3 protein-coding genes are annotated in these 4,183 nt (G+C 46.7%); 2 read left to right on the top strand and 1 reads right to left on the bottom strand.

What is annotated here, in order from left to right:
- Positions 1 to 348 precede the first annotated feature (348 nt).
- Positions 349 to 1,626: a phosphomethylpyrimidine synthase ThiC gene (thiC, locus tag AB7U21_RS10845; protein WP_428388973.1), complete on the top strand. Its 1,278-nt coding sequence runs from the start codon at positions 349 to 351 to the stop codon at positions 1,624 to 1,626.
- Positions 1,627 to 1,749: 123 nt separating this feature from the next.
- Positions 1,750 to 2,388 (top strand): MarC family protein, encoded by a 639-nt coding sequence (locus AB7U21_RS10840; protein ID WP_333786964.1) that lies wholly within the window; start codon positions 1,750 to 1,752, stop codon positions 2,386 to 2,388.
- 72 nt (positions 2,389 to 2,460) lie between these two features.
- Here AB7U21_RS10840 and AB7U21_RS10835 read toward each other — a convergent pair.
- Positions 2,461 to 4,183 (bottom strand): S-layer protein domain-containing protein (locus tag AB7U21_RS10835; protein ID WP_428388971.1); only part of this gene is annotated, 1,723 nt, incomplete at its 5' end.

Genomic DNA, 4,183 nt, shown 5'->3' with positions numbered 1-4,183 from the left:
GCAGATACGACCGGATTGCCTTCCTGTGCAAGACCGGTCTCTATGGCATATATAGTGGTCAACAGGTCACCTATCACATAGAACAACAGGACGAACCTTATGTCCTTAAGGAACCCGTAAATATCCAGACCGTAAACTAATGAACTTTTTTCAACACTCAGGGTCATCGTACCACCGCGACCTTACCGCGCCATTTTCCACGCAGCTAATTAGTACTTGGCATCCTGCTATATAAGGTTGTCTATAATTAAGTGTATAATGCTACTCATAATGATGACATATCCTTGTTAGACAGAACTCCCGGAATCAGCAAAAGGCTTTTATCTTCATGTTCATACGGGAATAGCAATGACACTCATGGAAGATGCAAAAAAGGGGATAATAGCTCCCCGGATACAGGAAGTAGCTAAAAAAGAAGGTATCGATCCCGACCTTGTACGTTCCTGTGTGGCAAAAGGCATCATTGCCATACCCGATAACCCTGCAAGGGATTCAAGACCGATAGGCATTGGCAGGTACATGAGCACTAAGGTCAATGCGAACATCGGTACTTCCAGAGACTACATCAATGTAGAAGATGAGATCGAAAAAGCGCGCACTGCAGAAAAGTTCGGTGCCGATGCGCTCATGGACCTTTCCACAGGCGGGGATCTGGACACTATACGCTCCAGAATCATGAAAGCTGTGCATATCACCATAGGTTCCGTGCCCATATACCAGGCAGCATCATCCCGGAAAGCAGTTGTGGATATGACATCCGATGATATGTTCAATGCTGTCAGAAAACATGCAAAGGATGGCGTGGATTTTGTTACTGTGCATGCTGGTGTTAACCTCAGTTCTCTCGAATGGATCAAAAAAGGAGAGAGGATCACTGAAGTTGTCAGCCGTGGTGGTGCGTTCACTCTTGCATGGATGCTGCATAATCAGGAAGATAACCCGTTCTACACAGAATACGATTATTTGCTCGAAATAGCCTATGAGCACGATATGGCTGTGAGCCTCGGGGATGGTATGAGGCCCGGATGTATCCACGATGCATCCGATGGCGCAATGTTCACTGAGATCGTCACTTTGGGCGAACTTGTGAAAAGAGCACGTGCTGCTAACGTGCAATCCTTTGTGGAAGGTCCCGGACATGTACCCGTAAATGATATAGAGACATGCGTGAAGACCATGAAGAACCTGTGCCTTGATGCTCCTGTCTACCTCCTGGGCCCTCTGGTAACGGATATAGCTCCCGGATATGACCACATAACAGGTGCCATAGGCGGGACTCTTGCAGGCATGTATGGTGCAGATTTCCTGTGTATGACCACACCTTCGGAGCATCTGGCATTGCCAACGGTAAGCGACATACGGGAAGGGACCATCGTGACAAAAATTGCAGCACATGCTGCAGACATTACTAAAGAAGGACAAAGAGAAAGGGCTCGTGCAATGGACGACAGGATGTCACACGCACGTCACAGGCTTGACTGGGAAGAACAGTACAGGCTGGCCATTGACGGTGAACGTGCGCGCACTATCAGGGGAAGCCGTGTGACCGGCAGTGATGCCTGCTCGATGTGCGGAGACCTCTGTGCGTTGAAGATAGTAAAAAAAGCCCTTTCAAAAGAAAAATAACTATCTTCAGCCTTTGATCGTTCTTGTTGTGAGAATAAGGCTTTTATCTGTTCGGTGCAATTTAAAGGATGATTCATGCAGAGCATGTTAGCCTGAACAACAACTCTTCAACGCAGATCTAAAATGGATGACCTGGCCTTTCTCACATATACGCTCATATCCATCTTCGTGATAGTGAATCCCATCAGCGGAGTTGTCACTTTCATATCGCTTACCAGTCGTATGACCTTTGAGGAGAAGAACATCCTTGCAAAAAGAGCCGTGTTCCTTGCCTGCATTATAGCTCTGTTCTTTGCCATTACCGGCAAGATGATGCTGGACCTTTTCGGCATTGATGTCGATTCGCTGCGCATTGCCGGTGGTATACTGTTGTTCCATGTAGCACTGGACATGATGTTCGCAAAGGTATCCAGGGAAAGTATCACTGAGAACGAGATCAGTGAATCACAGGACCGTTCCGATATCTGGATATTCCCCATTGCATTGCCTCTGTTGACAGGTCCTGGAACTATCACCACGGTGATCGTGCTCATGGGAAGCACCGATCTCATGATACAGAAATCCATGGTGATCCTTAGTATATTGATCACATTTGCAGTGTGCCTGGTGATATTCCTGTTCTCCCGGCGTATCTATAAGTATATAGGCTATACCGGAATGCTTGTATTCACGAGAATAATGGGCCTTTTCCTTGCAGCATTGGCTGCAGACTTTGTGACAACAGGCATCTGGAACGTATATACTGCTCTGTCTATGACCTGAAAGCATATTCAGAGGATATTAAAAAAAATAGAAAGAGAAAGGAGGATAAAAATACCTCCTCCTTTAAGTGCCTTATTCTTTGTTCCTGCGGCCCCTGAATGCAGCAGCCATCATCACTATGGCTATTGCTGCGACCATTCCTACGAACGGAGCCTTCTGCGTTACGTCAAATGAGCCCTTCTGATCACCTATCTGCACATCGACCGTACCGGGCTGGTCTCCTGCTGCTGTGAACTCTACAGTCTTTTCTTCGCCGGCTGCAAGGGAGATGTTCTGTGTGTCCGTTACATTGCCGTTAACTAACAGTTCCACCTTGACCTCACCTGCAGAAGTACCAGTATTGGCAACGTTCACACTGACGGTCACAGGCATACCCTGTTCGGCTATAGCCGGATCAACGACAAGGTCCGAATATCTGAACATATTTTCTGCAGCCTCAACCTCAAAGGTCAGCTCTGCAGGAAGGAAACCATTCGCTTCAACTCTTACCTTGTGTATACCTGCATCTTTCGGTGTATATGAGAGCATACCTTCTGCAGAAGTGGTGCCTATGGCGCTGCCATCATAGTAAAGTGCAGCCCCTCCCACAGGTTCTCCACCTATTGCCTTCTTAACAGAGATGGATATTGCATCTCCTGCAAATACAGTTTCGGGACTGACCTCTATGTCAAGCTTCTTTGTAGCATCTTCCGCAGATATTACCTCGACGTTCAGTGTACCTGTAACATAGCCTTCCTTTTCTGCAGTCACTTTGAAAGTGCCGGTCTCGCTCACTACCACAGAAAGTATACCTTCGTTAGATGTCGTTCCTTTCTGCACGTTGTCAAACTTCACAACAGCACCTTCGACAGCTGCTCCCTGAGAAACTACCTTGATATCCACTGATGTTCCCGCTGTGATCGTATCAGGCATTTCTATGGATAATTGTTCGGATGAGGATGTTGTCGTCATTACAAAGGGATAGTATCTCAGTGTATCCGAATCTGCCACCTTGATAGAAATGTCTCCCATAAGATCGATCACATTATCCTTGGTGAGCGAAACGGAATTCCTGTTCTCCAGAATGATACCGTCCTCTGAGATACTGGCAACCTCCATTCTACCAAACCTGTCCGAACCTTCAAGGGTAAGATAGTCCTCAGATATCTGGAAAATACCCTGTATAAAGATAGCATCAAATTCACGTCCCCTGAAGATCTCATTGAAATGGACAGCTATCTGAGGTACATCATCAGAAGAACCCATTTCAGTTTTGTACACATAGTCTTTGTTGGACCCAAGAATAGAAGTGTCTACTTCTTCTCCGTTCTTTTTAAGCGAAACACGCACTTTGTCACCATTGAGATCGACCTCGACCACTTCAAGCACATATCCTTCTTCCAGCACCAGTGCCGATCCGGGATACACTGATTTCTTATCATCGTTATCTATCAGCACTTTGGAAAGCTGACCCTGGGAGACCATGCTTACAGAACTGGTGAATTCATTGTCCGGATAGCCTGCAAAGTATTTTTGTGCAAGGAACCCTATCACTTCGAACTGTCCCCAGGCAGAGTGGTCAAAGCTTACCTGCTGAGCTTCTGTGGAATACACAAGGTTCTCAGCGCCTATTGTCCTGCCGCTAAGAGCTTTGACTTCCAGTGATTCGGTACCTATGCCTTCATCTATATTATAGTAGAATCCCTCAAAGTTCAGCGAGGTCCAGTTGAAGGGGCCATCGGAAACGGTACCACGCAACTCATACGTTCCTGGTTCCGTCATGTCGACCACAGGAGCAAAACGCAGCACTGTGTCA

The organism is Methanomethylovorans sp. (assembly GCF_050177135.1).
Classification (GTDB): Archaea; Halobacteriota; Methanosarcinia; order Methanosarcinales; family Methanosarcinaceae; genus Methanomethylovorans.
The sequence above is the reverse complement of the archived record's forward strand: the minus strand, read 5'-3'. Positions and strand labels throughout refer to the sequence as shown.